Raw genomic sequence first — 25,289 nt, 5'->3', positions numbered from 1 at the left:
CCTCACCCTCTCCGGCGATTCCTACCGCACCCACGGCCGCCGCGACCTCATCAACCAGACCGAGAACAACTAAGCTCAACAACCCCAGAAGGGGTCCGCCCCAGTTCGGCACAAAGGGGTCCGTTCTACTTCGGCGTCAACAGCTGCGGCGCCGACGGCGCTCCAGGCTGCGAGAGCTCGTGACCGGGCTGGTCCAGCAGCCGTTGCGTGAAGGATCAGCCGGAGCGCTGACGGAGCGAGTCGCGCGCCGAGGATCAGCATCGCCCCGAAGAAATCGCCGTGACGACGCTTGTGACGCCCAGTACGTCAACGAACTTTCCGGCGATCCTGAATGGTCTCGGCGCCTGATCCGGCGGCCGCCGGTCCCCTGCGCGGTACCGCCGATGATCGACACCACGCCAAAGACGCGGTTTCGGAGGTCCGGCGATGGTCACTGAACAAGAAGTCGATGCGATGAAGCGGGGCTTCGTGGGCGGCGGTGTCATCATCGCCGCAGTTCTAAGTGTGGCGGCGTTGGTCGCAATCCTGGTGGGCGCGACATGGGCCGTTTGGTCCTTGCTCCCACTGGCAGCGATGGAGGTCGTGTTCCTCGCGCTCTGGGTCCGCCGTCGCCGCCGATCAAGCGGACCTCAGCGCGTCCGATAGCCGGTCGTTCACCGCTACACGACAGCTGTCACCTTGGGAGGGTCCCGTTGTCTACTGCTGCCTGATCGGGGGTATTGCCGTATGACTGCCCCGCAAAACTGCCCGGTGCTGGGGCGTCAAACGCTACAGACCCTAACGTCTCGGGAAACTATAGTTTTTCGAGACGCGGGCGTGAGACAGATCGCCACATCGGCGAGATCAGCATCCAAGCGGGGTCACTGTGTCTCGGAAAGTCGTCTCGACATGATCGGGGTGTTTCGCGGCGGTGGAGGGGTTTTCTGAGACACTTGCGGGGTGAGGCTTCTCGGGTATACGCGTATCAGTACTGGTGCACAGGATGCGCAACTGCAGGTTGATGCATTGGTGGCGGCGGGGGTGCAGGAGCGGGACATCTTCGCCGACGTCACTTCGGGCCGGAAGGAGGCCGCGGCTCGTCCCGGCATGGGGCGGCTGCTCGAGCACGCGACCAGCGGGGACACGGTGGTGGTATGGCGAGTGGACCGGCTCGGGCGGTCGCTCGTTGATGTGTTGAGCACGGTGGCGATGTTGGGGGAGCGGGGGATCGGTGTTCGGAGTGTGTCGGATGGGATTGATCCGGCGACGTCGACGGGTCGGCTGATGTTGAACCTGATGGCGACGTTGGCGGAGTACGAACGCGAGCTCATCGTCGAGCGCGTCACCGCCGGCATCGCTGCAGCGCGGGAGTCCGGGACTCGGTTTGGCCGGCCGCCGCCGGATCCGGCGGTGATTGGCCGAAAGCTCGCGATCGTGAACGAGGCTCGCGCTGCCGGCCATACCGCGGCGGACGCTGCGAACCTCGTCGGATGGTCACGCGCGACGCTGTACCGCCACCAGGCCGCTACGGAGCGCGTCATGGGGGAGGAGCGGTGATCAACGAGCGTGCGAAGGGATTCGCGATGCGACAGCCGGCGGAGTTCGTTCGGTGGTGGCGTGGCCGCGAGGGGTGGGAGTCCGAAACCATCGCCGGCATCCCGACCGGCTGGTCACCGAAGGGCCTCTACCTCCGCGTCGACGGCCGCACCGTGGTGCTCGACCGGGACGAGTGGTCGTACTGCGACAGCAGCAGCTGAGCGATAAGGCCTCTTTGATTTGACGACGTCCGCGGCGCCGGTTCAGGCAGCGCCCGGTTATGCGTGAACTCGGCCCTTTGGCGCTTTCGCAACCGTGCGGCTCCAGGAGTTCTTCACGGGCGGGAGCGACTTGAGGAGCTCGTTAGCGCGGCGGACGTCGGCTTGCGGGGCCCTCACCTTGTGGCGGTCCTGGACAGCGTTCAACTCGCGGACAACTTTCGACACCTCGATGTACAGCACTGGGGCCTGAGCGGTGACCCACCCGTTGCCCTTGATACCGTCCACCACGACGGTGAGCTGCGCGAGGCGTTCGACCTGGTGGGCGTATGCCGCGGTCACGGCCCGCCGCTTGCGTCGGCTGATCCGTCGCGCGGCGGTTGCGTCCACGATCGTGGCGCGGTCGGCGCGAGCAGCATCGGTGGAAAGCGTGTTGAAGCTGGCCATGACGCTGCCGGTGTAGCGGCTCCCCGACGCGATCGACACGCTCGCGATCGCCGCCACGGCTGACATCACGGCGGTAGCGAGTGACAGCCAGGGAATCACTTCAAGTGTCACGGGTGCGCCTTCCGATGGGGTGACGATGCGAGCGGCACCACGTTGGCGCCGCTCGGGAGGTGCCTACTGCTGGGCTTGAAGCCAGATGCTGACGGCGACGACGATCGCAGCGAAGAGGCTTGCGGAGATGACCATGCCGTTGTCACGGCTGTGCTGGTCATGGTGGATGCTGCAGTACCCGCCATGTGGCGTCGGGTTCTGGCAGTACACGTTCCGGCCACGAGACCGGTTCGGAGCAAGGCACGAGCGTGCCGGCTCCCGACGCGTATGGCGGTAGCGCGCGCGAAGAACTGCGCCACCCAACAACCGCAATGGCCACCAGCACCGCGAACACGATCAGCATTTCCAACCCCCGCACCGGCCTATCGGCCGGGTTGACGGCTGCGGTAGCCGCTTCGCACATGCGAATTGCTCGGGCTGTGCAGCCTGTCCCGGTTTCCGTCGGGATGGCAGGATGGGCCCATGGGGGATATCAAGCAGCGAACGTGGGCCATCGGAGCCGCCATCACCATCACGGTGGGATGCGCACTCACCGGATGCGCCTCGAGCGGCAACGCCGACACTGACCGGGGCGAGGGAGCAAAGACGGCGACTGCAACACCGTCCGCACCTGCCGGTCTGACGGAGGACGTGCTGTCTGGGGCGGTGCTGAACACAACGGAATTACCGGTTGGCGGCTGGGCCGAAAAACCCAGCAGCGACTCCACCAGTGACGGTGCGACGTCGACCGATGCGGAAGGGCCCGGCGCCTGTGGCGCCGACTTCTCCGATCTACTTGGCGAGGATCTCGAGAACACTGCACAGAGCGGTCGCGACTGGACTCGAGAGTCCACCGGCGCGTACCTCAACGTCGGTACGTTTGCGGACCCGGACGCAGCCGAGCATGTGCAAGCGATCACTGATGCTGTGCGGGGGTGCCCGACCGAGGGGAGCACCTTCACCATCGATGGTGCCGAGGAAACCATTGTCACCACGGTGAAGGATCTCGGCTCGTGGGGCTCCGCCACGTACTGCGGCGGATTCGAAGCGCGCGGGGCCACCACGGTCGCGGGAACGACATGCATGATCGCTGGCGACGGATACGGCGTCACGGTGCTCGTTGGCGCCGCGTACTCGTTCGACGTGCCAAAGGACGCCGAGGTGCAGCAAATCGTCGAAGCCGCGTACCAGAAGGCCGACGCGCAGCTCGGCTGATGCGTATGGGTCCAGACCCATGCTCAGAGCCGTTAGACGTCCACGGTTGGGCGCGCACCGGGGTGAGCCTGTCGGGACGGTCCATGACCAGCATCATCCCGACACGACGTGCTCAATCCGCGGACGGCCCAATCGCGGAAGTCGTCGGCGTGATCGCGCGACAGCCGTCACGGTTCGACGCGTCATACTGCAGGAGACCTACGCCGAGCTCGGTGCCACGGACGCTGCCGTTGACGCCGCGCTCGCTAGGCTCACCGCCATTTGGAACGACGCGCAAGCGCTCGACTCTGATCTGGATCACGCAGCTACTCCGCACGAGCGGGCGCTAGCGCCAGATATCCCGAGCTAGCCGGTGTCTTCCACCTCGATGTCGGCGTGGACCTGGTTCATCGGTTGGCGGGCTGACGAGACGACAGTTGGGCAATGTCACCGCTGTGTACTGTCTCCGCTCGGTACTGTGCAGAGGTGAGCTTTCTGCGTTTGCCGGTCATCTCCTGCAGCCTCGACCCGGCGAGCATCAGTCGCCGTCTTGCCGAGCGGTCGGCCACGCTGCTCACTGTGGCTGGACACCAATCGGAGGTCATAGATCTCGCAGCAGTTAACCTGCCGCCATTCGACAACGACCGCATCTTCGAGAGTGACTCGATCCGCACTCTACACGCTCTCATCCGTGAGGCTGACGGAGTGGTGTTGGCGTTCCCGATCTACAACTGGGTGCCGTCCTCGATCGTCAAGTCACTGCTTGAGGCCACGGGCGCAACCGGAAACGGGCGTCGTGCGGCGTGGTTCGACAAAGTGATCACGTTCGTCTGTGCCGCGGGCCTGCCGCACAGTTACATGGCGACCGCGGCGCTCGGACAGTCCCTGATGCTCGACTTCAAGTGCGTCGTGAACCCGTACGCGGCGTACTTCTCAGAACGAGACTGGGACGCGGGATCGCTGACCGTTGATCGAGCCGCTCGGCTGGAGAAGACCATGACGGTGCACGCCGAACTCGCAACCCTGCTCCAGGGGCGAACATACTCGTCGGACTGGGAAGTCTGACACCCGATCGCTGTTCTTGACCGCAAGCGCCATATGAGCGGAGAGGCGACGGCTGGCACCTACCAGGTGCCAGCCGTCGGGCGCTCATCCTGTCGAAAGCGCTGTGGAGGATCAGGTGAGGATTAGAGCATTAGCGTCCGCAACATCTCACGTGCGCCACTGAACGTGAGCCTGCCGTGGAGGTAGCGTTCGTTGTCGATGATGTATCCGTCCCCGGGTTCGAGCGGGAAGGTGAACGTCCTCGCCGCGATGGCTTCACGGAGCACTTCGACGGCATGCAAAGCTTCAGCGGAGAAAAACCCGTTCGAGTCAATCCGAAGCCGGATCTTCCAGCGGTCGTTGTCCTTCCAGATCACGGGCCCGCTGTACTGCTCCGAACCGGACTTGTAGATCGCAGCGTTCTCAGCAGCGAGCTTCTCGACCACCCAAGGAGTGTCACGCAGGAGGTCTTCAACCACGGCCTGACCATCCGCCATCGTGCACTGTCCACCGCTGCCCTCGTTCTTCGCGCACCACAGTGTGATGTATTTCGGCACGACGTCGTTCCCGGACCCGTCAGTATGCGGACGCAGTGGGCCGGCCGCGAGCCCCGCGTAGCCGTCTAGACCCTCCTTGTCGGGAACGTGCTTCACGACGGTGACGGTGTCGGGTTCCGCATCGCGGTGCATGAGGAGGTCCCCGAATCCTCGACTGAAAGTCAGGAGTTCGTCTCGGGAAGCGAGCTTGAATAGTGCGATGCCGTCGCTATCGACTTGCTGCTTGAGTTCTGCTGCGCGGTCGACGTCGCTGGGTCGTGTCAGTTCGATGGTGTCCGTCATTGGATCCCTTTCTGTTGACGGTCGTGCAGGTACGTGGCAGCGGCTCTGATGGTGGTGGCGTACTGCGAGGGCATGCTGAGCCCGTCGAGTTCGTCGATGGTGAAGAACGCAAGCCGCGAGTGTTCGTGGCTCGCCTGGATGGTCGCGGGGCCGATGAAGTGGGCGAGGTAGCTGGCAACTGCAACGCGGCCTTCATGAGGTATGTCGTAGTACCAGATATCGATGAGATGGTCGATGCGGATGGGAACGCCAGCTTCTTCGACGAGTTCGCGGGCGATGGTGTCGGCGGGTCCCGAGTCTTCGGGGTCTGCTCGCCCGCCGAGCAATTCCCACTCGTCGCGAGGGTTAGTGCCCAGGAGCACTCGTCCTGCGTCGTCGAAGAGGACGGCTTTGAACGAGACGTCCATCAGTTGATCCGGTTTCCGGAAGCTGGGGCGATCGTCGTCATGATTTCCTCCCGGCTTTCGCGCATTCTCGGACGCTCGTGGTGCAGGTGGCTGAGGAGCTCGGGGTGTCGACGAACGTTGGTCCGGGCCTCGATCCGGTTGATGAAGTCGCGGTCCTCCCCGCCCCAGCCAATGAACCGTTCATCGAAGCCGTCGACAGCTCGGTAGAGCGCGGCCGTGAGGAACACGCATCCACCGGGAGGATGCGTGATGACGTAGCCAGTACGGCCGGCGTCTCCGGGCTGCTCACCCCGTCGGATCGCTGCGCTGTCCTCGGTCAGTAGGCAGAACATGTCCGAGTACGGCAGGTGCGCCTCGTCAGGTCGCGTGGCAACGCGAGATGCGTTCCGGGCAACGAAGTGCTCGTCCGGTGCGATGTCGCCATCGAGCAAGCAGAGAACCGCATCGGAGGGCGCTGCTTCAACACCCGTGTTAAGGGCGAGCGCCTTGTTGAACGGGCCCGTGTAGGGAAGCCGTATGAACGTATCGACTCGAGAGACGAGATCGTCTGGAACGGCCGTCTCTGCTGCTTCTTCGACAACGATGATCGAGTACTGATCTCTTGGTAGTTGCTGACGTTCGAGGGCACGAACAACCGTGTCGAGATTCGCGGTACGCAGGGGCGTGTCACTGCTCGAGCGGAACGGGATCACGATCGCGACGTGCTGGCTGGCGGGCCGAGCGGGCGGCATGGCCGCCTGCTCGGCTGTGGAGCGGTGGAACAAGAGCCGACTGTGCGACTCGATCTCATCCGCGAGCATGACCATCTCCGCGCTGGCCGGTTGCATCTCGAGCTCGGCGCGGAGCTCAAGGAACAGGGCGGCAGCGTCGACAGGTTCTCCGAGGTCGCGAGCGACCAGTCCGAACCAACGCGCAGCGGCAGCATTGGCGTCCTGGCTTGACGCCCAGCAGGTCGCGCTGACATCCCGCGACTTCGGATCCAGATACGCGACTGCTGCGCCGGCGATCGAGTTCCGAGGATCGAAGGTTCGCCCCCGGATGAAGCTCATCGGCCCACTCCCGACTGGTATCCCCAAGCAGTCGACGGCGCGGTGTTGATCGGTTTCCACATCGTGAGAGGCCCCCCTTGGCCTGGTACGAATTGGTTGGCGCTCAGCGCCGTAGAACGTATCGTTCACCTGCACGCTACGTCTTGTTCACCGTCGAGTCCAGGGGGAGCCATCCGACCTCCAAGTTCAGAGCCGACCGATGCAACCACGCCAGCCGACTCCGCAAGAGCGGTTGCGTCGCCCCTACCGGGACACGTTCAGGCTCCGCGCATTGCAGGGGTTGTCCCGACCGCGGCGTTCGCTTGGGGATTGCAGTTCGCGTTTTTCAACCCGGCGCTCGCCCTCATCCTCGCTGGCCACTTCAACGCCACCGCAGCGCAGATCGGTCTCGCGCTCGGGCTGTACAACGTCAGCGGTTTCGTCAGCTCGCTCGTGATCCCGCTACTCGCGGACCGACGACGCAACTACCTCACCCCGATCATGTGGTCGGGACTGGCAACCATGCCGCTGATGGCGGTCCTGGGGCTCACAACGAACCTAATCGCAGCGGTCGCTGCGCTGATCGTGTTCGGCGGTCCCGCAAGCGTCGGCTCGTCTCTGCTGTTCGCGCACCTCCGGTCCACCGGGTTCCCACAGCGCTCCATCATCAACACCCGCGCGGTCGTTTCCTTCGCCTGGGTGGCGGGCCCTCCGATCGCCACCCTCCTCGCCGGAGCCTTCGGAGACCGCGCTGTCCTCCTCGCGATCGCGGTGATCGCAGCGCTCGGACTGATGACGACATTCATCCTCCGACGGCGGTCCTCCGCACTCGACGTGGGACACGCGGCCGCCACGAACGAGGCCGCGAGCGGGCAGCTTCCCGTCATCGCGATCGGCAGCATCGGCATCGCGTTCGTGGCGCTTCAGGCCACGAACTACGTCGTGACGTCCGTTCTCGCGCTCTACGTCAGCCGCACCCTGCACCTGCCCGTCGTCTGGGCCGGCGTTGCGCTCGCTGTGGCCGCCGCCGCCGAGATCCCAGCGCTGCTTTTTGCTGGCAGGCTCGCCACCCGTTTCTCGAACCTGACCCTCATCGCCGCTGCCTGCGTTGTCGGCGCCTGCTACTACGTCGCGATGGCCTTCGTGCAAGGGCCCATCGAGCTTGTCGCCGCACAACTACTCAACGCCGCGTTCTTTGCCGTCATCGCCGGTGTCGGACTGACGCTCTTCCAGGACGTCATCCCTCGACCAGGGCTGGCGTCAGGGTTGTTCACCAACGTTCGACGGGTCGGTGCAGTCGTCTCCGGTGGACTCGTCGCGCTCACGACGCTCATCGGCGGCTACCGGAACATGTTCCTGATCTGCGCTGGGCTGACACTTGTAGCACTGTGCATCATCCTCGCCGTCAGCATCTCAACACGTCGACGAGCAGCAGCTCAGCCGTAACGGTTACACCTCGCCGTCTCGGCACCTTGGTTCGCTGCGCATCTGCTGACGCGGCCTGCCGCCTCCTCGAGCGGTTGTTGCACGGCCTCTGGACCCGCCAGCAAGTGTGTCGAGAAGCCCCACCACGGGCCCTAGAACTACAGCGACGCGTGAAGTCGCAGTGGCGGCGGTGGGGTATACCCCAGAACGACGGCCTCCGCTGCGAGACTGTCTCCAACCGTGGGGCTAAGAGACGCTTCCTCAAGGTCGCGGCGCGGGGAACGGACTACCTGCCGGATCCATGATGAGCTATGACAAGTATTCACTTGCATGAGACCAGGGGGACGGCGAACGTGCATCTCACGAGTGTGGAACTTCGGCGCTTCAAGCAGTTTGGCAAGAGCAACGTGGCTCTCATGCCAGGTCTCTCGATCGTTGCGGGTGGGAACAACGCCGGCAAGTCGAGTTTGCTTCAAGCCCTCGCCGTCTGGGAGTTCTGCAAGGTCGCGACAGTTGCTCAGAAGGGCAGCAATGCGCTGCTAAACGGCATGACAAGCAGCCAGGGCTTCGGACTTGGAGATGACGAGTTCTCTCCGATCAACGTCCCGTCGCTGAAGCACCTGTGGAGCAACCTCAAGACGCAGAAAACTGATACAGACCCTGACGGCTATACCCTCCTGATCGCATGCGAGTGGAACGACGGCGAGACCGAGCACAAGCTCGCCTTCTCGTTAGCGCTAGCGAACGATCGCTTGTTTATCAAGGTTGCCGAAACCACCCTGCATGAGGGAGATCGGCCTCCCGTGCTCGCGTATCTACCCCCGTTTGCCGGGATCTCGGCTCGCGAAGAAAGAACGTATGGGGCGTTACGCCGCAGGCGCATTGGGGAAGGTTTGGCTGGTGCCATTCTGCGGAACCTGCTGCTCGACATGCGAGACGCGAATACTGCCGAACGGAAGCGACTTCGCGGAGAAAAGCAAAAGATCTCGGATCCCGATCTGCGGGCTTTACGAGCGTCCGATCCCTGGGAGCTCCTCCAGCAGACGCTCCGTGAGGTCTTCTCCGCCGAAATATCGATCGCAGATTTCGACGATGAGTACCATACCTATATTCAGGCCAACGTGGTGAAGGGTGAGGTCGACGGTTACCTACTAACCCGCCACGCGGGATATAACTCCCGAGACCTAATGGTGGAAGGAAGCGGATTTCTGCAGTGGCTTAGCGTCTACACGCTTGCAACGTCCAGCAGCGTGGACATTCTCCTCTTCGATGAGCCAGACGCTCACTTACATGCTTCGCTGCAAGCTCAGCTCGTAGATCGTCTTCGATACCTTGCTTCCCGTTTTGAAAAGCAGGTGCTCCTCGCAACCCATTCGAGCGAGATTTTGAAGACCACCGATCCGACGGACGTTCTTGAGGTTCGCGCGGGAGGAAAATTTCGCTACTTAAAAAGCGAAGAACAGAAGATTGGCCTACTCGTTGGGATCGGGTCAACCTACGCGCCACGTATCGAAAAGGTGAGGGATAGCAAAAAAGTATTCTTTTACGAGGGTACTAGCGATGCGTCGGTGCTGAGGGCGATTGGAGAGACTATCGGGTTCCCTCTCCCGACTTGGATTGCACATTGGCAGACCAGCGACCAGCACAAAGAGCGGAAGGTTCTATGGCGAGCACTTGACGATGAGTTTGGCTCCATCGATGCCTTTAGCCTTCGGGATCGTGACGAAGACCCAATGATGACAGTCGGCGGGGATCTTGAGGACAAGCGAATGCCAAGTGTCCACGGGTTCGTTACTCGCAAGTGGCGTCGTCGCTACATCGAGTCCTATCTAGTCCATCCTGCTGCCCTGGCACGTGCGTCAGGCATGTCGGAAGAGCAGGTCCGAGAAATTCTCCAAAACGAATTCGCACTTGCGATTGGCGCCAACTTCACCGACGCCGACGTGCCCGCGACGCTCTGTGACATCCATGCGAAGGACATTCTTAGCAGGTTCGGAGTATCCGCCGTGAAGGTTGCCAAGGAATTGCTCGTTGAGGAGGTCTGCGACGATGTGAAGACCCTTCTCGGACAACTTGAAGAATTCGGGGCAAACTGATCCCGTTCCTGTATGCCGGATCTCTAGCGCTCGATGAGCTTTCCCCTATCGGGGGGGGGGGCTCAAGACCGCCGAGTCGACGGGAACGTGCACCAGCTTGAAACAGCGGCAATTGACCAGTTGCGCGTGCGATTTGGCTTACTTCAGTAATCCTCGCCGCGAGAGAAACCGACAACCTCTTTGAGCTGAGTGTCGTTCGAGTTGACATAAGAGCGCCATATCGGCGCGCGGGGAGGGGTGACCAACCCATGGGCGACGTGAGTGCGACGTCGAGGCGACATCGAAGAAGGTGTTGGACCTGATGGCGCACGCTGACTCCGAGCCCCCACACTGAGCCCGAGTCGTGGATTCTCTAGGATCGACCCATGTCGACGACCATGCCCGGCTTCGGGACGGAACGCATCGCGCAGCTCGGCCTGCGTGACCGCGTCTACGACCGGGTGCTCGAGGTCCTGATGGGCCACGACGTCGAACCCGGCATGCGGCTGTCGATCGATGGGCTCGCCCGAACCCTCGGCGTCTCCCCGACGCCGGTGCGCGAAGCCCTGGTGCAACTCGAACGCACCGGCCTCGTCACCCGTGAAGCGAACAAGGGGTACCGGGTCTCCCCACCCCTGGCCGGCGACCAACTCGAGGCACTGTTCGACGCCCGACTCATCGTGGAGAGCGGCGCCGTCGAGCTTGCTGCGCGCGGTGACGTCGACGCCCTGCGGGAGCGGCTCGGCACGGCGCTCGACGAGCAGGCTGCGGTGGCCGACGAGGTCGCGGCGGTCGGTGCGGCTGAGGCGTCGGAAGAAGTCATGGCCCGGTTCTTCCGGAGCGACTGGCAGTTCCACCAGCTGATCTTCGACGCGACGCGGAACCCGTTCCTCGAGGAGATGTCCGAGATCATCACGACCCGCGTGCACCGGATGCGGCAGATCGTCGAGGGCGGCGGGGACGACACCGACCGCGCCGTGCACGAGCACCGAGCGGTGGTCGATGCCCTCGCGGTCGGGCCGGCCGAAGCGGTCGCGGCGATGCGGCACCACATCGACGCCGTCCGGCTCCGGTCGCGCGAGGACGCTTCGCACACGAGCTGATCCCGCAGGGGTTGCGCTCTGTCGCGGTGCGAGTATCGTTCCTATAGGAAAGAGGTTCACCGCCGAACCCCGACATGCGAAGGAGCATTCCGTGAGCACACCGCAGGACTGGGTCGACCAGGATTGGGACCCCACCACCTGGACGTCGGACACCTGGCCGATCGCCGCCTGTCTGCACGGCTTCGCCCAGGTCACGCGCGACGGCACTGCGTTCCACGATGCCCCGGCTGAGGTCTGGGACGACGTGTTCGCACAGATCGCAGCCGCAGGGTTCTCGCTCGCTGAACTCGCCGACAGCCACATCCGCCCCGCCGACCTCGAGCGCTCCCGCCGCGACGAGCTGTTCGCCGTCGCGAAGGCGCACAGCATCGGGATCCCCTCGGTGCACCTGCAGCGCAGGAGCGTCATCCAGCCCGGGCACGAGGAGGACAACCTCGCCTACGCCCACCGCACCATCGACGCGGCGGCCGAGTGGGGCATGCAGGTGTTCTCGACGGGCCTGCACCAGCCGTTCACGGACGCCCAGAAGCGGGCGCTGTGGTTCTGGACGGCGCAGGGCCCGAAGGACCCGGACGACCCCGAGGTCTGGAACGCCGCGGTCAAGCGCCTGCGGGAGCTCGGTGAGCACGCTGCGAGCGTCGGACTGCCGATGGCCCTCGAACTGTACGAGGACACCTACCTCGGCACCGCCGACAGCGCCGTGCGACTGGTCGAGGACATCGGGCTCGACAACGTCGGCCTGAACGCGGACGTCGCGAACCTCATCCGCCTGCACCGGCCGATCGAGGACTGGCGGGAGCTCTTCGCGAAGACCATGCCGCACACGAACTACCTGCACGTGAAGAACTACACGCGTGACGAGGCCGGCGACGGCAGCTGGGCGACGAGCGCGCCGAGCACCATGGAGACGGGCCTCATCAACTACCGCCAGGTCCTGCGCGACGCTGTCGCCGACGGGTTCCGCGGGATCGTCATGACCGAGCAGTACGGCGGGGACAGCCTCGGCGTCTGCGCCACGAACCAGCAGTACATCCGATCCGTCCTCGCGACGACGAAGCTCGACGCGACGGCGACGGCGACGGCGACCCCGACTGCAGCAACCAGCACCGAAGGAGCAACCCGATGAGCACCCTCGACATCGCCGTCGTCGGATCCGGCTACATGGGCGGCGGGATCGCCCAGGTCCTCGCCCTCGCCGGCCACACCGTCCGGATCGCCGACGTCTCGGCCGAGATCGCCGCGTCCAACCGCGCCCGGCTCATCGCAGAGACCGAGCAGTTCGTCACGGACGGCCTGTTCCCCGCGGACGCCGTGGCGCGCGTCGACGCCCACCTCAGCGCAGCCGCCTCCATCGAGGAAGCGGTCGCCGAGGCAGACTTCATCGAGGAGGCCGTCCCCGAGAAGATCGAGATCAAGCACGCGACCCTCCGCCGCATCAGCGAAGCCGCCCGCCCCGACGCGATCATCGGCTCGAACACCTCGACGATCCTGATCGAGTCGCTGGCCGAGGCCGTCGTGGGCCCGGAGCGGTTCCTCGGTGTGCACTTCTCGAACCCGGCCCCGTTCATCCCCGGCGTCGAGCTCATCCCGCACCCGACCACGAACGAGCACGCGATCGCGGTCGGCGAGACCGTCGTCGCCGCGACCGGCAAGCAGTCCGCGCGGGTGAAGGACTCGACCGGGTTCGTGCTGAACCGCCTGCAGTACGCGCTGTTCGAGGAGGCCACGAAGATCGCCGACGAGGGCATCGCCACCCCCGACGACATCGACACCATCGTGCGGACCACGTTCGGGTTCCGCCTGCCGTTCTTCGGCCCGTTCGCGATCGCCGACATGGCCGGTCTCGACGTCTACGCGTTCTGCTTCGAGTCGCTGCAGACCCGTTGGCCCGAGCGCTTCGCCACCCCGCCGTCGCTGCAGCAGCACGTCGACGCGGGCGAGCTCGGCACGAAGTCCGGCGCCGGGTACCTCGAGGTGCCGGCCGACCGGACGCCGGAACTCGTCGCCTACCGCAACAAGGCCTACGTCGCGATGCAGAAGCTGCTCGACGACCTCGGCCCGGCCCCGATCCACTGAGGGGGACGAACACGAACACGAACACGAACACGCAGAACCAGGACCGCACCGCCGTCCTCACCGGAGCGGCCTCGCCGCGCGGCATCGGACGCGCCACCGCCCACCACCTGGCCGAGGCCGGCTGGGACATCGGCATCATCGACCTCGACCAGACCGCCAGCGAACAGGTCGCCACCGAGATCCGCGAGCAGCACGGCGTCCGTGCGGTCGGCGTCGGCGCGAACGTCGCCGACGAGACCGCGGTCCGGGCGGCGTTCGACACGATCGAGGCCGAACTCGACCCCGTCGTCGCCCTCGTCAACCTGGCCGGCGTCTCGTCCGCGCACGCCTACCTCGACCTGCCCGAGGGGGAGTGGCACCGCGTGCTGTCGATCAACCTCGACGGCGTGCACTTCGCCAGCCTGCGGGCAGCGGAGTCGATGGTGCAGCACGGCTACGGCCGCATCGTGAACCTCTCGTCGGTCTCCGCCCAGCGCGGTGGCGGCACCTTCAGCAAGACCCCGTACACGGTGGCGAAGGCCGGCGTGATCGGCCTGACCCGTGGCCTGGCCCGCGAGCTCGGCCCGTGCGGCGTCACTGTCAACGCGATCGCCCCCGGCCCGATCGACACCGACATCATGGGCGGCACCCTGACCGAGGAGCGCAAGACCGAGATGGCAGCGGACGGCGTGCTGCCGCGCATCGGCACACCGCGGGACATCGCCGCGGCCATCGCGTACCTGATCAGCGAGGACGCCGGGTTCGTCACCGGCCAGACGCTGAACGTCGACGGCGGCCTGTACATGCACTAGAGCCGACCGGCCACGGATCGCGCGCCGTCCGCGCGACGCGATCCGTGCCTCCCGTCCGACCGGCCGACCGACCGTCGGACGCCCCGAAACCGCACCGTGCTCGCAAAGGAGCGAACCCGTGTCACTTCCCCCTGCCCCCGCGCTCGGGTCGACGAACGACCCCGGCCTCAAGTCCGCCATCGGCAAGGCGACGAAGCACCTCATGCCGATGCTCGTCATCCTGTACTTCGTCGCGTTCCTCGACCGCACCAACGTCGGGTTCGCCGAAGAGGCCCTGAGCGTCGACCGCGGCATCTCCGACGCGGCCTTCGCGCTCGGTGCCGGCATCTTCTTCATCGGCTACGCGATCTTCGAGATCCCGTCGAACCTGCTGCTCAAGCGCTTCGGCGCCCGCTTCTGGCTCGCCCGCATCGCGGTCACGTGGGGCATCGTCGCCGCGCTGTTCGCCTTCACGACGAACGACACGATGTTCATCGTCCTGCGCTTCATCCTCGGTGTGACCGAGGCGGGGCTGTTCCCGGGCGTGATCATGTACCTGTCGGAGTGGTTCCCGAACAAGGTGCGCGTGCGGATGTTCGCGATCTTCTACCTGGCGCAGCCGTTCTCACAGATGATCGGTGCCCCGTTGTCCGGCGGACTGCTGAGCTTCGGCGACCAGGCGACCCCGTTCCACGGGTGGCAGGTCATGTTCTTCGGCGAGGGGATCCTCGCGGTGCTCGCCGGCATCGCGGCCCTGGTGTTCCTGACGAACAGTCCGCAGCAGGCGAAGTGGCTCGAACCGGGCGAGAAGAAGTCCCTCACCGCGGCGATGGCGCGCGAGGACACCGCCCGCAGCGCGGACGGCCCGACCGGCATCTGGAAGGCCATGGCGAGCGGCCGGGTCTGGTACTTCACGATCATCTACTTCTGCCTGCAGGTCGCCGTGTACGGCACGACGTTCTACCTGCCGCAGCAGGTCTCCTCGCTGCTCGGGCAGGACGTCGGGTGGCAGGTCGGCCTCGTGACCGCGATCCCGTGGCTCGTCGGACTCGTCGCCTGCTACCTGGTCGGCTCGAAGGCGGACTCCGTCGGTCGCCGTCGTCGCTGGGGCACCATGTTCTACATCACGACCGGGCTGTCGATCCTCGGGTCGGCGTGGGCCGGTGCGAACGGGCAGCCGATCCTGGGGATCGTGTTCATCACGCTGGCGGTCGCGAGCTTCCTGGCCGTCGGCCCGATCACCTGGGCGTACCCGACGGCGTTCCTCACCGGGGCAGCCGCTGCGGCGGGCATCGGCCTGATCAACTCGCTCGGCAACCTCGGCGGGTTCGTCGCCCCGATCATGCGCACGGCGATCAACGAGGTGGTGCCGACCGACAGCGGTGCGTTCGGGATCGTCTCGCTCGGGGTCCTGGCGTTCGTCGCGGCCGTGATGATCTTCTGCACGAAGTTCTTCCGGGGGTCGAAGGCGGATGATCTCCTCGACACCTCGCATGTCCGCACCACGACGTCGAAGGAGACGAACGCGTGACCAGACTGTTCAACGACCCGGCGGACTTCGCCGACGAGGCGACCGACGGTTTCGTCGCCGCGAACGAACGATGGGTGCGGAAGGTGCACGGCGGCGTCGCCCGCGCCACCACGAGCCCCGACGGCACGGTCGCCGTCGTGATCGGTGGCGGCTCGGGCCACTACCCCGCGTTCGGCGGGCTGGTCGGGCCGGGCCTGGCAGCCGGTGCCGCGATGGGCAACCTGTTCGCCAGTCCCAGCGCCCAGCAGGTCGCCGGTGTCGCGCGGGCGTCCGAGCACGGCGGCGGGGTGCTGCTGAGCTACGGCAACTACGCCGGTGACGTCCTGAACTTCGACGCCGCGGCCCGCACGCTCGAGGCCGACGGCATCCCGGTCCGGACGGTCCGGGTCACCGACGACGTGGTGAGTGCGCCCGCGGACCGCCCGCAGGAGCGGCGTGGCATCGCGGGCGACCTCTGCGTCTTCAAGGTCGCCGGCGCCGCCGCCGAGCAGGGCCGCAGCCTCGACGAGGTCACGGCCGTCGCCGAGCGCGCCAACGACCGCACGCGGTCGTTCGGCGTCGCGTTCTCCGGCTGCTCCCTGCCCGGTGCCGACGAACCCCTGTTCACGGTGCCCGAGGGGCGGATGGCCATCGGCATGGGCATCCACGGCGAACGTGGAATCGACGAGACCGACGTGCCGACGGCGTCCGAGCTGGCGTCGCTGCTGGTGACCCGACTGCTCGACGAGCTGCCGGAGAGCGTGACCCGTGACGGCGCGCGCGTCGTCCCGATCCTCAACGGGCTGGGCAGCGTCAAGTACGAGGAGCTCTTCGTCGTCTACCGCTCGGTGCAGCAGCGGCTGGCCGACGCAGGGGTGGTCATCGTCGAGCCCGAGGTCGGCGAACTCGTCACGAGCTTCGACATGGCCGGCGTCTCGCTCACCTTGTTCTGGCTCGACGACGAACTCGAGGAACTCTGGGCAGCGCCCGCGGACACCCCCGCGTACCGCAAGGGCGGCGCCGTCCCGCAGGAACGCGTCGACCCCTCCACCGTGGAAGCGGACGCCGAGGGCGTCGCCATCGGCGCTGCGAGCGACGACTCGCGCGCGGTCGGCGAGCAGGCTGCGGCCGGCTTCGCCGCCGTCCGCGCGCTCCTCGACGAGCACGCCGACGAGCTCGGCCGGATCGACGCCGTCGCGGGTGACGGCGACCACGGCATCGGCATGCAGCGCGGCGCACACGCCGCAGCGGCCGCAGCCGCGGACGCAGTAACCGCCGGCGCAGGTGTCGGTTCCGTCCTGCGGATCGCCGCAGACGCCTGGTCGGACAAGGCCGGCGGCACGTCCGGTGCGATCTGGGGAGCCGCCCTGGAGGCACTGGGTCGCGTCCTCGGGGATGACGAGCGTCCGTCGGCCGCCACGGTCCAGAGCGCGGTGCACGCCGCCACCGAGGCGGTCCTCGCGTTCGGTGCGACCGTCGGCGACAAGACGATGGTGGACGCGCTCGTGCCGTTCGACGAGGTGCTCCGCACCCGGGTCGACGCGGGAGCGTCGCTCGCGGACGCCTGGGCCGACGCCGTCAGCGCCGCCCGCGAGGCCGCCGACGCCACCGCGTCGCTCGTGCCGAAGATGGGCCGCGCACGCACCCACGCCGAGCAGGCCGTCGGCACACCGGACCCCGGTGCGGTGTCGTTCGCGCTCATCGTGGATACCCTCGCGCCGTGATCACCATCGGGGTGTCGCTGAAGACGTACTTCTCGCACGCCCGGACCCTGGAGTGGTCGGGGGCCGTCGCGGAGATCGCCCGGCGGCACCCCGCGACGCGGTCGGGAGCGACGACGCTGTTCGTGGCGCCGACGTTCCCGGCGCTCGTGCCCGTCCGCGACGTGCTCTCCGGGTCGGGGGTGCTCCTCGCCGCGCAGGACCTGTCGTGGGCCGACGAAGGAGCGTTCACCGGCGAGGTCTCCGGCACCGAACTGCGGGAGATCGGGGTCGACCTCGTCGAGATCGGGCACGCCGAACGACGTTCCCTGTTCCACGAGGACGACGCGACCGTCACCGCGAAGGTGCACGCGGCCTTCCGCAACCACCTGCGTCCGCTCCTCTGTGTCGGGGAGACGACCCGGGCCTCCCGGTTGGCGGAAGCCGTGGCGGAGGTGACCGCGCAGCTCGACCGTGGTGTCTCGACGGCCATCGCTGACGGACTGGCCGGGGCGCTGACCGTCGCCTACGAGCCGGTGTGGGCGATCGGTGCGCCCGCGCCGGCACCGGACGACCACATCGTCGCGGTGCTCGCGGGGATCGAGCAGCACCTCGCCACGCGGCCCGAGCTGCGCGGCAGCACCGTGCTGTACGGGGGCAGCGCCGGGCCCGGTCTGCTCACCCGTGGGCAGGGGCGGCTCGGCGGGTTGTTCCTCGGTCGGTTCGCGCACGACCCGGCTGCGGTCGAGGCGATCCTCGACGAGGTCGCAGCCCTCAGCTGAACTGGTCCTCGACCGCGCGCGGTGCACGTCCGAGCAGTTCACCGAGCAGGGGATCGGTGCCGGCGAACAGGCCCTGTGCTGCAGCCTCGTACATGCCGAGCAGGAACCCCACCATGTGCGGGTCCTGTCCGGCGGCGACCGCGCGAGCTCGCCACTCGTCCTCTCCGAGGGCCTCGAAGCCGATGGTCCGGCCGGTGCGCTCCGATGCGGAGCCGGCGAGGTCGGCGAAGGTCGGGGCAGCCGGCGCGGTGAGCGTCACCGGGCCGTCGAAGGGCTGCTCGGCGAGCAGGATGCGAGCGGCTGCCTCGGCGGCGTCCTCACGCGCGGTCCACGACACCGGGCCGTCGACGGGCACGGACACGGTGCCGGTGGTCTGCCACGGTCCCATCAGCCACGTGGTGCTGTGGGCGTAGAACCCGTTCCGCAGGCTCGTCCAGGGCAGGCCAGACTCGCGGAGCAGGTCCTCGGTCGCGGCGTGGTGGGCCGCGGGGACGAACGGCGACCGGTGCGCTGCACCTTGGTGGCTCGTGTACAGGACGCGCCCGACACCGGCGGTCACCGCCGCGGCCACGGCGGAACGGTGCAGCGCGACGGCGTCCGCACCCGGGTCGTTCGACGAGACGAGCAGGAGCTGGTCGGCACCGGCGAAGGCGCGGGCGAGCGTGTCGGGCTCGGCGTAGTCGCCGCGGCGGACCTCGACGCCCTGGTCGGCGAACCGCTGGCCCTTCGCCGGATCGCGGGTGACGACCACGAGCTCGCTCGGGTCGACCTGTCCGAGCAGGTGGTCGGTTGTGGCGCCGTTGAGTGCGCCCGTGGCGCCGGTGATGACGATCATGGGATCTCCGTATCAATGGTAACGGTCAAGTTGTATCGACGGTAACACACTGATAGCACGGATCCGTTATCGTTGTTCCGTGATCGACCAGGGAACCCAGCGCGAGGAGACACGAGCGCGCATCGTCGAGGTCGCGGGCTCGATGCTGCGGGAACTCGGCGCGGCCGCGGTGACCACCCGCGCAGTCGCCGACGGCGCAGGCGTGCAGGCGCCGACGATCTACCGGCTGTTCGGCGACAAGGACGGGCTGCTCGAAGCGGTGGCTGAGCACGCGATGACGACCTTCGCTGCGGTGAAGGCCGACGCGGTGCGGGCAGCGCGTGACGGACGGACGGACCCCGTCGACGACCTGCGCGCCGGGTGGTCGATGACGATCGGGTTCGGGCTCGCGAACCCTCACCTGTTCGTGCTGCTGAGCGACCCCGAGCGTGGTCGGCGCTCAGCAGCGGCGCGGGCCGGCACGGCGTTGCTCGCCGAACGGATCCAGCGCGTGGCCGAGGCCGGGCGGCTCGCCGTGCCGGAACGACGTGCCGTGGAGCTCGTGCACGCGGCCGGCACCGGCGCCGTCCTCGCGGTCCTGGCCGCCCCGGTGGACGAGCGGGACCCGTCGCTCGCCGACGACGTGCTCGACGCCGTGCTCGGCCGGATCCTCGTGCCGAGCGCGTCGACGACGGACGACGGTGGCACGGGCGGCGACGCCGTGACGAGCGCCGCGATCACGCTCCGTGCTGCTGCACCCCGGCTGGATCGGCTGTCGGCTGCCGAGCGGACGATGCTCGCGGAGTGGCTCGATCGGATCGCGACCGGCTAGGACCCGTCGCGGTTGCCCGCCAGCCCGTGGTCGTGCGCGTAGACCACGAGCTGCACGCGGTCCCGCAGCGAGAGCTTGCCGAGGATGCTCGAGATCTGCGTCTTCACGGTCGACTCGGTGACGTACTCCTTCGTCGCGATCTCGGCGTTCGAGAGCCCGCGGGACGCCCAGCCGAACACCACCCGCTCCCGCTCGGTCAGCGCCTGGAACTCGGGCGGCTGCGGCGCCGGTGCCCTCGCGACGTCGGCCCCGAACAGCTGCGCGAGGTCGTTCGGGGCGATGACGGAGCTGCCCTCGTGGACCGCCCGGACCGCCGCGAACAGGAACGTCGGGGTGGCGTCCTTGAGCAGGAACCCGCTCGCACCGAGCCGGATCGCGGTCGCGGCGGCGGGGTCGAGGCCGAACGTGGTGAGCACGACGACCCGGGGGAGCGGGCCCTCGACGGCGCCGGAGAACAGCTGCCGGACGGTCTCGACGCCGTCCATGCCGGCCATCCGCATGTCGAGCAGCATCACGTCGGGTCGGAGCTCCCGGATACGGTCGAGGGCCTCGGCGCCGTCGGAGGCCTCGCCCACCACGTGCATGTCGTCCTGGGCGTCGAGCACCACGCGCAGACCGGCGCGGAACAGCGCCTGGTCGTCGGTGAGCAGGATCCTGATCGGTTCGGTCATCGGACGGGTCCCCCTTGGACGTCGAACGGGATGCGGGCGCGTGCGGCGAACACGTCGTCCAGCGCGGCGGCGTCGAAGGACCCGCCGAGTGCGGTGAGGCGGGTGTGCATGCCGTCGATCCCCCGGCCGGAGCCCCCGGTGGTGCCGTCACCCACGACGTTCTCGACCTCGAGCACGACGTCGGCGCTCCGCCAGGTCTCACGGACCACGACGGGCAGCCCCGGAGCGCCGTGCCGGAGCGCGTTGGTGAGCATCTCCTGCAGCACGCGCCGGGCCGCCGTGCCGGTGTCCGGGCGGAGCGGGACCGGGACGCCGCGCACCGTGCGGTCGACGTCGACTCCGGCGTCGCGGATGCCCTGCACGATCTCCTCGAGCGAGCCAGGATCGGTCGTCTCCCCGGAGCCGTCGATGTGCCCGAGGACCTGCCGGACCTCGAGCAGGGAGCTGCGGGCGGTGCTGGCGATGGTGGCACTGACCTCGCGGATGCGGGCCTCGTCGGCCAGGAACGGCACCGAGTCGGCCTGCGCGATGATCACCGCGAGCGAGTGGCCGACGACGTCGTGCACGTCACGGGCGATGTCGGCGCGGATGCGTTCGGACTCCGCGACGTCGATGGCACGGGTGGCGGTCGCCTCGGCTTCGCTGGCGACGGCCTCGGCGCGCGACGCGGCAGCCTCGGCATCGGCTCGACGGACGGATTCGCGGTCGCGCGACCGGAAGGCCCGGACGGCGACGCCGCCCGCCCACACCCCGAGGAGGGCGGCGACCGGTGCGGCCATCGCGAGGAACGCCTGGTCGCGGGGGCCGTTGAGCAGCACCAGGTACCGGAAGCCGGTGACGGCGAGGTAGAACGTCGCGCCGACGCCCGCGACGAGCGCGAGCACCCCGGAGAGGATGACCTCGGTCCGGGTCCCGACGACCGCCGCGGTGCCGATGACGACGAAGATGGCGAGGTCGACGAGTGACGGGCGCTCGCCGCCGCCGACCTGGATGATCCCGAGGACGACCACCATGAGCATCGCCGCCGACGGGGAGACCCGACGGAGGGCGATCGCGCCGGCGGCAGCGAGCACGGCGAAGAAGCTCGCGTGCTCGAGCTCGACCTCGAGCGGTAGCAGGAAGACGAACGCCGCCAGGACCGCCCACGCCACGTCGACGACGATCGAACGGGTGGCGAGGGGCCGGATGAACGTGCGCCGGTCCGTCACGGCTCGATCATCGCATGCCGCCCAGGCCGGGCAGCGCGGACCGACGTCACGCGCCCGGGGTCATGGCGGCGAGGGCGATGACGGTGGTGGCGACGATCGCGGCGCAGAGCAGCAGCGTGGCGATCGTGTGTTTCGTCGAGGACTCCATGTCACCAGACTCGCGGTCCGGAGTCGCCGGGGCATCGGGCGCAGGGGCGAAGCGCTTCGTCCCTGCGGGTGAAGCGAGGGGCGAGCACCCGGTACTCGGCGTCGACGAAGACACCCGCAGTTGGGCGACCGGTCGTCCTGCACGGTCCCCGCGCGGAGCCGCGTTCCTTCCGGTGTCTGCCGCCGTGCGTGCTGGTCAGCTCAGGAAGGCGTCGATCGCGGCCCAGGTCGCTTCGGGTGATTCGAGGTGCGGGAGATGGCCCGCGGCCGGGATCTCGGCGTAGGCCGCACCCGGTACCGCCGCGGCGACTGTTCGCCCGTAGGCCGGAGTGACGACGCGATCGCTTGCGCCCCAGACGACGAACGTCGGCACGTTGACCGCATGGAGTCGGCTGAGCAACGTCGGGTCGCTCATCGCCGCGCCGGCGACCGCTGCCATCGTGCGGCCGTTGGACTGCTGTACCGCTCGTTGCTCTTCGGTGGAGTCGGCGGGATCCGTGTACCCGCGCTCGGGGTCGTGCCACGCGACCTCGGCCAGGCCGCGAGCATCGAGGGCGAAGAAGTCGGCGATCGGCTCCCCGTCGACGATGGCGCCAACGGTGTCGATGACCACCACGGCCCCGATGAGGCCGGCGAGCCGCTGGTCGGCTGCGGCCTGGACGGCCATCTCGAGCGCGATCCATCCGCCGATCGAGGACCCGACCACGACCACGTCGCGGTCGCCGTGTTCGGTGAGCCGCGCGAGGTACGCGTGGGCGAGCTCGGCAACGGAGGTGATCGACTCCGGGCGCGCGGTTCCGTCCCAGCCCGGGTGGGTCGGGGCGAGGGCGTGCATGGTCGCCGACAGGTGTCCGACGATCGGCGCCACGGTCCTCGGCCCGCCGCCACCGTGCAGGACGAGGGCGGTGCGAGCGGTCGAGCTGCCGGCCTCGATGACCGGCAGGGATTCGGGGAGGGAGCTGTTCATGATCGTCCTGTCTAAACATGTTGATGTAAGGGTGTTGATACAGTATCACCATGGCGGCGGACCTCGAGGTACTCGGACAGATGATCAAGCGCGCGCAGTACCGGAACCACCGGACGATGGACGCGGCACTCAAGGACGTCGGCGTCTCCCTCGTGCAGTGGGATGCGCTCCGTGCCATCGATCGGATGCCCGGCGCATCGGGCCACGAGCTGGCCGTCGCGACCTTCCAGAGCGACCAGGCATTCGGGACCCTCGCGACACGGCTGGTCGAACGAGGGCTCATCACCCGGTCGGCAGGGCGCGGACGGCGTCTCGAGCACGCGCTGAGTGATGCGGGTCGGACTGCGCTCCAGGACGGCCACTCGGTGGCGTCGAGCGTCCTCGATGTCCTCTTCGCTCCGCTCGACGGCGACCAGCGCAGCGATCTGCTCCACACGCTGCGCCTGCTCACCGAAGCGGACTGAACCGGAACGGCGGCGAGACTTCGCCCAGGCTTGGCCGCGATCGAAGACCCGGACAAGGCCGCTCCGCCGGCGTCGCCAGTACGATCGCACGATGTCGAGCATCGCCGGAAGCCGTTGGGTCATCACCGGTGCTGCCGGGAACATCGGGTCTGCACTCCGGTCGGCACTGTTGGAGCGCCATGCGGTCCTCGTCTCCACCGACATCCGTCCGATCACCCCCAGCAGCCCACAGGAGTCCGTCGCAGCGGTCGACCTCGCCGACCTGGAGAACCTGGTGGAACTCTTCGCCGGAGCGGACGGCGTGGTCCATCTGGGCGGAATCGCGGACGAGGCTGACTTCCACGACCTGGCCGAGGCCAACATCGTCGGGACCTACCACGTGCTCGAGGCCGCCCGGCGGGCACGGGTACGTCGGGTCGTGTACGCGAGCAGCAACCGCCTGACGGGCTCGTACGCCGCGGGTGACCACGTGTCGCCCGACATGCCGCCGCGACCTGACGGCTTCTACGGAGTGTCGAAGGCCGCGGGGGAAGCACTCTGCCGGCTGTACGCGGACAAGTTCGGCATGAGCACCATCTCGTTGCGCATCGGCAGTTACGAGGAGCAGCCGTCTTCGGCTCGAGAGCAGCAGACGTGGCTCAGCCCCGCGGACGCGATCCGCGCCTTCGTCGCGGCGATGACGACCACCGAACACACGGCAGTGTTCTACGCCGTCTCCGCGAACACCGATGGATGGTGGGACCTCCAGCCCGGGGAAGCCGTCGGCTTCCTCCCGCGGGACGACGCGGCTGCCTGGAGCACGCGAGCGCCCCTTGCCCCGGACATGTCACAAGGTGGGAGGTACGCCACACCCGAGTACTCAACCGACCGCATGCGCCGGTAGTGGATCGTCCATCCGACGCCTCACAGTGCCATCGACCGCTGTTCCGATCGACGCGAGAGGTTCCGAAGTCGGGACCGACGGCGCTCCGTCGGCAATCGAGGGTGGACCGCCGGGGCCATCGGATCCAGGAGCGGGCAAGAGGTTCTCGGTCGTTCATGATGAAGACGGGGAACGGCCCCCATTCGTCACGAACTCGGCGTGCCGGTCAGCGCTCCGTGGCACGGTACCGCCAGTCGTGCGCGAGCGGCACGTCGACGCAGCACGGACGGCCGCGGAGCTCGTTTTCGGAAGCCCACCTGCGGTGCACCGGTACTTCTGCAGGGAAGAGCAGATCCTGACACTCGTACTCGGGGGTCAGACGACGACAGACCCCCGCTGGCGGTGCGCGATCGAGACGGACTCGCCGGACACCCCGTTGAGCGGCGACGACAGGAACGCGATGAGGTCCGCGATCTGCTGCGGTGTCGAGTCGCCGGGACCCCCTGGACGGACCTCGGCGGACGGAGTGTCCGTCACGGTCCCGGGGTTGACGACGTTCACCGTGACCCCGGTGCCTGCCACGTCGTCGGCCAGGTTCTTCGCGATGACGCTCACCGCCGTGTTCCGGAGCGACGCCGTGATGTTGCCGGAGAAGTAGGCGTTCTGCCCGCTCACGACGACCACGCGGCCGAACCCGGCCTCGCGCTGGGCGGGGAGCACGGCGTTCGCGACGCGGAGGAACCCGAGCGCCTTGCCGTCGATCGCGTCGAGGACCTGCTCCGGGTCGGACTTCCGAGCCGGGTCGAGGGTGCTCGCGCTCGGGGCAGCGGTCACGACCAGCACGTCGATGCGCCCGTGCCGCTCGAGGACGGTGGCGATGCCCGCGTCCACGGAGTCCTGCGAGGCGGTGTCGATCGACACGCTGTCGTCGGAGTCGTCGGCGCTGCGGGACGCGACGACGACGGTCGCCCCCTCGGCCCGGAGGCGGTCGGCGACGGCGGCACCGATGTACCCCTTGCCTCCGACGACGAGTGCGACACGGTTCTTGAGTTCGAGGTCCACGCGCCCACGCTATGCCGGGACGGTGCAGTCTGCCCCCCC

General features: G+C 67.6%; 25 protein-coding genes. 16 read left to right on the top strand and 9 right to left on the bottom strand.

What is annotated here, in order from left to right:
- Positions 1-939: 939 nt before the first annotated feature.
- Complete coding sequence (locus tag GVL05_RS17025) at positions 940-1,536, top strand: recombinase family protein (protein ID WP_159573915.1); 597 nt, start codon at positions 940-942, stop codon at positions 1,534-1,536.
- A 26-nt stretch (positions 1,537-1,562) separates the two neighbouring features.
- Positions 1,563-1,736 (top strand): hypothetical protein, encoded by a 174-nt coding sequence (locus tag GVL05_RS17020; RefSeq protein WP_159573914.1) that lies wholly within the window; start codon positions 1,563-1,565, stop codon positions 1,734-1,736.
- A gap of 57 nt (positions 1,737-1,793) precedes the next feature.
- Here GVL05_RS17020 and GVL05_RS17015 read toward each other — a convergent pair whose 3' ends face one another.
- A complete protein-coding gene (locus GVL05_RS17015; RefSeq protein WP_159573913.1) occupies positions 1,794-2,291 on the bottom strand; it encodes a hypothetical protein in 498 nt (165 codons plus the stop codon).
- A 462-nt stretch (positions 2,292-2,753) separates the two neighbouring features.
- On the opposite strand from GVL05_RS17015, the gene GVL05_RS17010 reads away from it, so the two are divergent.
- On the top strand, positions 2,754-3,485 hold the full coding sequence (locus GVL05_RS17010) for a hypothetical protein (protein WP_159573912.1): 732 nt from the start codon (positions 2,754-2,756) through the stop codon (positions 3,483-3,485).
- 465 nt (positions 3,486-3,950) lie between these two features.
- The gene (locus GVL05_RS17005; RefSeq protein ID WP_200849260.1) at positions 3,951-4,529 is read left to right on the top strand and encodes an NADPH-dependent FMN reductase; all 579 of its coding nucleotides are present in this window, start codon (positions 3,951-3,953) and stop codon (positions 4,527-4,529) included.
- A 122-nt stretch (positions 4,530-4,651) separates the two neighbouring features.
- Here GVL05_RS17005 and GVL05_RS17000 read toward each other — a convergent pair whose 3' ends face one another.
- From GVL05_RS17000 to GVL05_RS16990, 3 genes are read right to left on the bottom strand one after another with little or no spacing between them, the layout of a single operon-like run.
- Positions 4,652-5,347, bottom strand: a complete 696-nt coding sequence (locus tag GVL05_RS17000; protein ID WP_131845014.1) for a TauD/TfdA family dioxygenase — start codon at positions 5,345-5,347, stop codon at positions 4,652-4,654.
- On the bottom strand, positions 5,344-5,754 hold the full coding sequence (locus tag GVL05_RS16995) for an NUDIX domain-containing protein (RefSeq protein ID WP_131845013.1): 411 nt from the start codon (positions 5,752-5,754) through the stop codon (positions 5,344-5,346). Before GVL05_RS16995 ends, GVL05_RS17000 begins: the two co-directional genes overlap by 4 nt.
- Positions 5,754-6,803: a galactosyltransferase-related protein gene (locus GVL05_RS16990; protein WP_131845012.1), complete on the bottom strand. Its 1,050-nt coding sequence runs from the start codon at positions 6,801-6,803 to the stop codon at positions 5,754-5,756. Before GVL05_RS16990 ends, GVL05_RS16995 begins: the two co-directional genes overlap by 1 nt.
- Positions 6,804-6,899: 96 nt before the next feature.
- Here GVL05_RS16990 and GVL05_RS16985 point away from each other — a divergent pair, with 96 nt between their 5' ends.
- From GVL05_RS16985 to GVL05_RS16945, 9 genes are all read left to right on the top strand, one after another.
- Positions 6,900-8,228, top strand: a complete 1,329-nt coding sequence (locus GVL05_RS16985) for an MFS transporter (RefSeq protein ID WP_228505338.1) — start codon at positions 6,900-6,902, stop codon at positions 8,226-8,228.
- A gap of 290 nt (positions 8,229-8,518) precedes the next feature.
- Positions 8,519-10,303 (top strand): ATP-dependent endonuclease, encoded by a 1,785-nt coding sequence (locus tag GVL05_RS16980; protein ID WP_159573910.1) that lies wholly within the window; start codon positions 8,519-8,521, stop codon positions 10,301-10,303.
- Between the two features lie 365 nt (positions 10,304-10,668).
- Positions 10,669-11,385, top strand: a complete 717-nt coding sequence (locus GVL05_RS16975; RefSeq protein WP_159573909.1) for a GntR family transcriptional regulator — start codon at positions 10,669-10,671, stop codon at positions 11,383-11,385.
- 91 nt (positions 11,386-11,476) lie between these two features.
- On the top strand, positions 11,477-12,511 hold the full coding sequence (locus tag GVL05_RS16970) for a sugar phosphate isomerase/epimerase (protein ID WP_159573908.1): 1,035 nt from the start codon (positions 11,477-11,479) through the stop codon (positions 12,509-12,511).
- On the top strand, positions 12,508-13,461 hold the full coding sequence (locus tag GVL05_RS16965) for a 3-hydroxyacyl-CoA dehydrogenase family protein (protein ID WP_123311187.1): 954 nt from the start codon (positions 12,508-12,510) through the stop codon (positions 13,459-13,461). The genes GVL05_RS16970 and GVL05_RS16965 overlap by 4 nt, the downstream gene beginning before the upstream one ends.
- Positions 13,458-14,252, top strand: a complete 795-nt coding sequence (locus GVL05_RS16960; RefSeq protein ID WP_159573916.1) for an SDR family NAD(P)-dependent oxidoreductase — start codon at positions 13,458-13,460, stop codon at positions 14,250-14,252. Before GVL05_RS16965 ends, GVL05_RS16960 begins: the two co-directional genes overlap by 4 nt.
- 118 nt (positions 14,253-14,370) lie before the next feature.
- Complete coding sequence (locus GVL05_RS16955; RefSeq protein ID WP_159573907.1) at positions 14,371-15,762, top strand: MFS transporter; 1,392 nt, start codon at positions 14,371-14,373, stop codon at positions 15,760-15,762.
- Positions 15,759-17,465 (top strand): dihydroxyacetone kinase family protein, encoded by a 1,707-nt coding sequence (locus tag GVL05_RS16950; protein WP_159573906.1) that lies wholly within the window; start codon positions 15,759-15,761, stop codon positions 17,463-17,465. Before GVL05_RS16955 ends, GVL05_RS16950 begins: the two co-directional genes overlap by 4 nt.
- Positions 17,462-18,223 carry a triose-phosphate isomerase family protein gene (locus GVL05_RS16945; RefSeq protein WP_159573905.1) on the top strand — a complete coding sequence of 254 codons (762 nt, stop codon included), beginning with the start codon at positions 17,462-17,464 and terminating at the stop codon, positions 18,221-18,223. The genes GVL05_RS16950 and GVL05_RS16945 overlap by 4 nt, the downstream gene beginning before the upstream one ends.
- Here the strand turns inward: GVL05_RS16945 and GVL05_RS16940 are convergent.
- A complete protein-coding gene (locus GVL05_RS16940) occupies positions 18,216-19,058 on the bottom strand; it encodes an NAD(P)H-binding protein (RefSeq protein ID WP_159573904.1) in 843 nt (280 codons plus the stop codon). The two genes, GVL05_RS16945 and GVL05_RS16940, sit on opposite strands and share 8 nt — an antisense overlap.
- 79 nt (positions 19,059-19,137) lie before the next feature.
- On the opposite strand from GVL05_RS16940, the gene GVL05_RS16935 reads away from it, so the two are divergent.
- Positions 19,138-19,869 (top strand): TetR/AcrR family transcriptional regulator, encoded by a 732-nt coding sequence (locus GVL05_RS16935; RefSeq protein ID WP_235036037.1) that lies wholly within the window; start codon positions 19,138-19,140, stop codon positions 19,867-19,869.
- Here GVL05_RS16935 and GVL05_RS16930 read toward each other — a convergent pair.
- The 3 genes from GVL05_RS16930 to GVL05_RS16920 all read right to left on the bottom strand — a co-directional run bounded on the left by GVL05_RS16930 (position 19,866) and on the right by GVL05_RS16920 (position 22,862).
- Positions 19,866-20,540, bottom strand: a complete 675-nt coding sequence (locus GVL05_RS16930; protein WP_123937166.1) for a response regulator transcription factor — start codon at positions 20,538-20,540, stop codon at positions 19,866-19,868. The genes GVL05_RS16935 and GVL05_RS16930 overlap by 4 nt on opposite strands.
- Positions 20,537-21,748: a sensor histidine kinase gene (locus tag GVL05_RS16925; RefSeq protein ID WP_123937167.1), complete on the bottom strand. Its 1,212-nt coding sequence runs from the start codon at positions 21,746-21,748 to the stop codon at positions 20,537-20,539. The genes GVL05_RS16930 and GVL05_RS16925 overlap by 4 nt, the downstream gene beginning before the upstream one ends.
- A 343-nt stretch (positions 21,749-22,091) precedes the next feature.
- Positions 22,092-22,862 carry an alpha/beta fold hydrolase gene (locus GVL05_RS16920; RefSeq protein ID WP_159573903.1) on the bottom strand — a complete coding sequence of 257 codons (771 nt, stop codon included), beginning with the start codon at positions 22,860-22,862 and terminating at the stop codon, positions 22,092-22,094.
- A gap of 50 nt (positions 22,863-22,912) precedes the next feature.
- On the opposite strand from GVL05_RS16920, the gene GVL05_RS16915 reads away from it, so the two are divergent.
- Together GVL05_RS16915 and GVL05_RS16910 are read left to right on the top strand one after the other, a co-directional pair.
- Complete coding sequence (locus GVL05_RS16915; RefSeq protein ID WP_159573902.1) at positions 22,913-23,326, top strand: MarR family winged helix-turn-helix transcriptional regulator; 414 nt, start codon at positions 22,913-22,915, stop codon at positions 23,324-23,326.
- 91 nt (positions 23,327-23,417) lie between these two features.
- On the top strand, positions 23,418-24,209 hold the full coding sequence (locus GVL05_RS16910) for an NAD(P)-dependent oxidoreductase (protein ID WP_159573901.1): 792 nt from the start codon (positions 23,418-23,420) through the stop codon (positions 24,207-24,209).
- Between the two features lie 354 nt (positions 24,210-24,563).
- On the opposite strand, the gene GVL05_RS16905 is transcribed toward GVL05_RS16910, so the two are convergent.
- Positions 24,564-25,250, bottom strand: coding sequence for an SDR family NAD(P)-dependent oxidoreductase (locus GVL05_RS16905; protein ID WP_159573900.1), 687 nt, complete (start codon positions 25,248-25,250; stop codon positions 24,564-24,566).
- Between the last annotated feature and the right edge of the window lie 39 nt (positions 25,251-25,289).

Origin of the sequence: Curtobacterium sp. 18060, from assembly GCF_902706105.1 — a bacterium.
Lineage (GTDB): Bacteria > Actinomycetota > Actinomycetes > Actinomycetales > Microbacteriaceae > Curtobacterium.
The sequence above is the reverse complement of the archived record's forward strand: the minus strand, read 5'-3'. Positions and strand labels throughout refer to the sequence as shown.

Coding starts and splice junctions, on each gene's coding strand:
- GVL05_RS17020 (WP_159573914.1), top strand. CDS start 1,563: ATGCGACAGCCGGCGGAGTTCGTTCGGTGGTGGCGTGGCCGCGAGGGG.
- GVL05_RS17010 (WP_159573912.1), top strand. CDS start 2,754: ATGGGGGATATCAAGCAGCGAACGTGGGCCATCGGAGCCGCCATCACC.
- GVL05_RS17000 (WP_131845014.1), bottom strand. CDS start 5,347: ATGACGGACACCATCGAACTGACACGACCCAGCGACGTCGACCGCGCA.
- GVL05_RS16995 (WP_131845013.1), bottom strand. CDS start 5,754: ATGGACGTCTCGTTCAAAGCCGTCCTCTTCGACGACGCAGGACGAGTG.
- GVL05_RS16990 (WP_131845012.1), bottom strand. CDS start 6,803: ATGAGCTTCATCCGGGGGCGAACCTTCGATCCTCGGAACTCGATCGCC.
- GVL05_RS16980 (WP_159573910.1), top strand. CDS start 8,519: ATGACAAGTATTCACTTGCATGAGACCAGGGGGACGGCGAACGTGCAT.
- GVL05_RS16975 (WP_159573909.1), top strand. CDS start 10,669: ATGTCGACGACCATGCCCGGCTTCGGGACGGAACGCATCGCGCAGCTC.
- GVL05_RS16965 (WP_123311187.1), top strand. CDS start 12,508: ATGAGCACCCTCGACATCGCCGTCGTCGGATCCGGCTACATGGGCGGC.
- GVL05_RS16940 (WP_159573904.1), bottom strand. CDS start 19,058: ATGATCGTCATCACCGGCGCCACGGGCGCACTCAACGGCGCCACAACC.
- GVL05_RS16930 (WP_123937166.1), bottom strand. CDS start 20,540: ATGACCGAACCGATCAGGATCCTGCTCACCGACGACCAGGCGCTGTTC.
- GVL05_RS16920 (WP_159573903.1), bottom strand. CDS start 22,862: ATGAACAGCTCCCTCCCCGAATCCCTGCCGGTCATCGAGGCCGGCAGC.
- GVL05_RS16915 (WP_159573902.1), top strand. CDS start 22,913: ATGGCGGCGGACCTCGAGGTACTCGGACAGATGATCAAGCGCGCGCAG.
- GVL05_RS16910 (WP_159573901.1), top strand. CDS start 23,418: ATGTCGAGCATCGCCGGAAGCCGTTGGGTCATCACCGGTGCTGCCGGG.